Origin of the sequence: Aeromonas sp. HMWF017, from assembly GCF_003061465.1 — a bacterium.
Taxonomy (GTDB): Bacteria; Pseudomonadota; Gammaproteobacteria; order Enterobacterales; family Aeromonadaceae; genus Aeromonas; species Aeromonas veronii.
Genome location: NZ_QAJD01000154.1, coordinates 23,908 through 27,577 on the forward strand (window position 1 = coordinate 23,908; position 3,670 = coordinate 27,577).

General features: G+C 58.8%; 3 protein-coding genes. All 3 read right to left on the minus strand.

Annotated elements, in window-relative coordinates; all coding sequences use genetic code 11:
- A partial coding sequence (locus DBR30_RS22425; RefSeq protein ID WP_258224468.1) for a cache domain-containing protein occupies nt 1–939 on the minus strand: 939 nt, incomplete at its 3' end.
- 226 nt (nt 940–1,165) lie between these two features.
- On the minus strand, nt 1,166–2,668 hold the full coding sequence (glpK, locus tag DBR30_RS16755; RefSeq protein ID WP_005337546.1) for a glycerol kinase GlpK: 1,503 nt from the start codon (nt 2,666–2,668) through the stop codon (nt 1,166–1,168).
- Between the two features lie 54 nt (nt 2,669–2,722).
- A complete protein-coding gene (locus DBR30_RS16760; RefSeq protein ID WP_005350866.1) occupies nt 2,723–3,571 on the minus strand; it encodes an MIP/aquaporin family protein in 849 nt (282 codons plus the stop codon).
- Nucleotides 3,572–3,670: the final 99 nt, after the last annotated feature.

Below are 3,670 nucleotides of genomic sequence, written 5' to 3' on the forward strand. Positions count from 1 at the left end.
GGCGAGCGACACCATGATAATGAGCTGGCGGGATTCCTGCAGTCCCTCTTCCAGCTCGGCGCTGTTGATCTCGCCAATCAGCAGCCGGTTGAGGGTGGGGATGTAACGCACCGCGATGAGATAGGTTTGTCCCTCCAGCGTTAGCGCCTCTACGGCCACCTGTTCCCGGGCATTGGGAATAAGCCGTTTGACGGTATCGAGGAAGGATTGCTGGTGGTGGGCGGCACCTTCCACCTCCTGCTCGGGGTGGATCTCGATATTGCCCTCCATGTCCGCCAGATAGACCTGACCACTCTTGCCGATCCGATAGCCGCTGATGAGCTTGCTCAGGGCGCTCATGTCGATGGAGGTGCCTGCCACCGCCAGGGTCTTGCCCTCGTGGGTGACGGCGGTGTTGATATAGAGGGACGCTCGCTTGTCAAAATCCGAGATGTCGAGGTTCAGCTCATAGGGTTTGCTGCGTTTGAGAAAGCCGAAAAACCACCCATCTTTCGGGTCTGATTCGCTCAGCGATTTCTGGGCGGTGGGGCCGCCGCTGAAGTTGATCAGGGTGTTGCTCTGGCGGGGGGCGATAAAGACGTTGCCGCCGATCCGCCGTTGCAGATCCTGAAAGTAACGCTCCATGGCGGGCCACTCTTGCTCTGGCATGCCAGCGGTCAGCCAGTCGATGACAAAGCGGTTGCTGGCCAGCGCCTGTGCTTCGGTCAGGTGCTGGATAAGCTGGGCGGTCAGCTGGTTGGCAATGCGATCCACGCTGCTTGGCAGCTCGTAGCGTTCGACCCGCTGCTGGGCCTGACTGTGGGATATCTGCTCGAGGATCAAGGTGATGCAGCTGATGGCGATGGCCATCAGTATCGCTACGCCAGCGAGGATCCGGGTGCGGATCCCGAGCCCTGACCAGAGTGAGTGCAGTGTAAAACGGTGTATCGCCCTCTCCATATCGCTCTCCTCATAAATAAGGTCGCATATGCGACCCAGATGATGATTATAGATAGAGAACTCAATTGCGTTGTGGTGGATGGTGACAACAGAGGGCAGCAGAAAAACAGGAGGGAGCAATGAGCGGGGAAGGGGGCAGAAAGCGGCAAGGGAAAGCATAAAAAGAGAGGCCGACATTGCGGTCGGCCTCTCTGGTGTTTATCTCAACGGAATGTCGGGTGCCCGATCAATCCTCTTCAGCCCAACGGCGTGAACGCTCAACCGCTTTTTGCCAGCCGCTGTAACGTTTGGCGCGATCGTCTCTGTCCATCTGCGGGATGAACTCGCGGTCCACGCTGAACTTGTCTTCCAGCTCGTCCGAGCTCTTCCAGAAACCGACGGCCAGACCTGCCAGGAAGGCGGCGCCCATAGCGGTTGTCTCGATGCGGGTCGGACGTACCACCGGGGTGTGCATCATGTCAGCCTGGAACTGCATCAGGAAGTCGTTGGCTACGGCTCCGCCGTCTACCTTGAGAGCTGCCAGCTTGATGCCGGAGTCCTGCTGCATCGCATCCAGCACATCGCGGCTCTGATAGGCGATGGATTCCAGCGCAGCACGGATGATGTGGTTGCGGTTGGCACCACGGGTCAGACCGACCATGGTGCCGCGAGCATACGGATCCCAGTAGGGCGCGCCCAGACCAACGAAGGCCGGTACCAGATAGACGCCGTTGGTATCGCCCACCTTGGAGGCGAAGTAGTCGGTATCGCGGGCATCGTGAATGATCTTCAGCTCGTCACGCAACCACTGGATGGTGGCGCCGCCCATGAATACCGCACCTTCCAGCGCGTAGTTCACTTCCCCTTTCGGGCCGATGGCAACGGTAGTCAGCAGGCCGTTGCTGGAGCGAACCGGCTCGGTGCCGGTGTTCATCAGCATGAAGCAGCCGGTGCCGTAGGTGTTCTTGGCCATCCCTTTTTCAAAGCAGAGCTGGCCGAACAGGGCAGACTGCTGGTCACCGGCGATACCGGCGATGGGGATGCGGGAACCGCCGCCACGGGTGGTGTAGCCGTACACTTCGGAAGAGGGTTTCACTTCCGGCAGCATGGACATGGGGATGCCCAGCTCGTCCAGCATCTTCTCGTCCCACTTCAGCTCGCGGATGTTGTAGAGCATGGTACGGGAGGCGTTGGTTGGGTCAGTGACGTGCACTTCGCCATTGGTCATCTTCCAGACCAGCCAGGTATCGATGGTGCCGAACAGCAGTTCGCCGTTCATCGCCTTCTCGCGGGCACCTTCCACGTTATCGAGGATCCACTTCACCTTGGTACCGGAGAAGTAGGCATCCAGCACCAGACCGGTGTTTTCGCGAACGTACTCTTCCAGACCGCGCGCTTTCAACTCCTCGCAGATGGCGGCGGTGCGGCGGCACTGCCAGACGATGGCGTTGTAGATGGGCTTGCCGGTGGCCTTTTCCCAGACGACGGTGGTTTCACGCTGGTTGGTGATACCGATGGCGGCGATCTCTTCGCTGCGCAGGCCGGTCTTGGCCAGCACTTCGGTAAAGACGGAGGATTGGGTCGCCCAGATCTCCATCGGGTCGTGCTCTACCCAGCCCGCTTTCGGGTAGTGCTGGGTGAATTCGCGCTGGGAGGTACCGACAATGTTGGCATCCTGATCAAACACGATGGCGCGGGAAGAGGTAGTTCCCTGGTCCAGAGCGACGACATATTTCTTTTCAGCAGACATGATGTTCTCCACGTTTCTATTTTCCACGTTTTTATACGTTGGAGGGGGCCGCTCTTATGCGGCAGCCTCTTCTTTGGCGGTTTGGGTCGCTTGCTCGGTGGTGACGACACGGTTGCCCGGGACGCAGGGAGCCAGCACTTTGACATACAGAGCGGTACCAATCTGGGCGCCAACGATGGGGCCAAGGATCGGAACCCAGAAGTAGGGGTTGTCACGACCACCGGTCAGGGCAACATCACCCCAGCCGGCAAAGAACGCGAACAGTTTCGGACCAAAGTCACGGGCCGGGTTCATGGCAAAACCGGTTAACGGGCCAAGGGAGGCGCCGATCACCGCGATCAGGATACCGATCAGCAGAGCGGCAGCGAAGCCTTTGGGGGCGCCATTGTTGTTGTCACCCAGCGCCATGATACCCAGCATCAGGACGGCGGTGATCACCAGCTCGACGGCGAAGGCTTGCATGTTGGTCAGCAGGGCATTGGGATAGGTGGAGAAGATCCCGGCGGTGCCGAGGCTCTCGACGCTGCCGCGCACCACGTTATGGGTCACTTCCCACTGGGTGAAAAGGTTACCATAAAGGAAGTAGACAAGGGCCGCGAAGCAGAAGGCACCGGCCATCTGGGCGATGATGTAGGGTACCACCTTGCGCTTGTCGAAACCGCAGAAGGTCATCAGCGCCAGGGTTACAGCCGGGTTCAGGTGAGCACCTGAAATGCCGCCGGTCACATAGATGGCGATGGCCACACCCAGACCCCAGGTAATGGAGATTTCCCACTGCCCGAAGTTGGCGCCTGCCAGCACCAGTGCCGCCACACATCCGACGCCGAAAAATATCAGCAGGCCGGTTCCGATAAACTCGGCGATGCATTCGCCAAGCAGGGTATTGGGTCTTTGTATGCTCATACTTTTGTTCCTTATATCCACCCGTAGAGGTTTGATGTTCCGTTTTATCTTTTTGTGTCTATCCGTTGCCGCCGAAAACGTTTCCTTGTTGTTTTTGCG

Excerpts from the sequence above, each read along its gene's own strand:
- glpK (WP_005337546.1), bottom strand. The coding sequence starts at position 2,668 with ATGTCTGCTGAAAAGAAATATGTCGTCGCTCTGGACCAGGGAACTACC.
- DBR30_RS16760 (WP_005350866.1), bottom strand. The coding sequence starts at position 3,571 with ATGAGCATACAAAGACCCAATACCCTGCTTGGCGAATGCATCGCCGAG.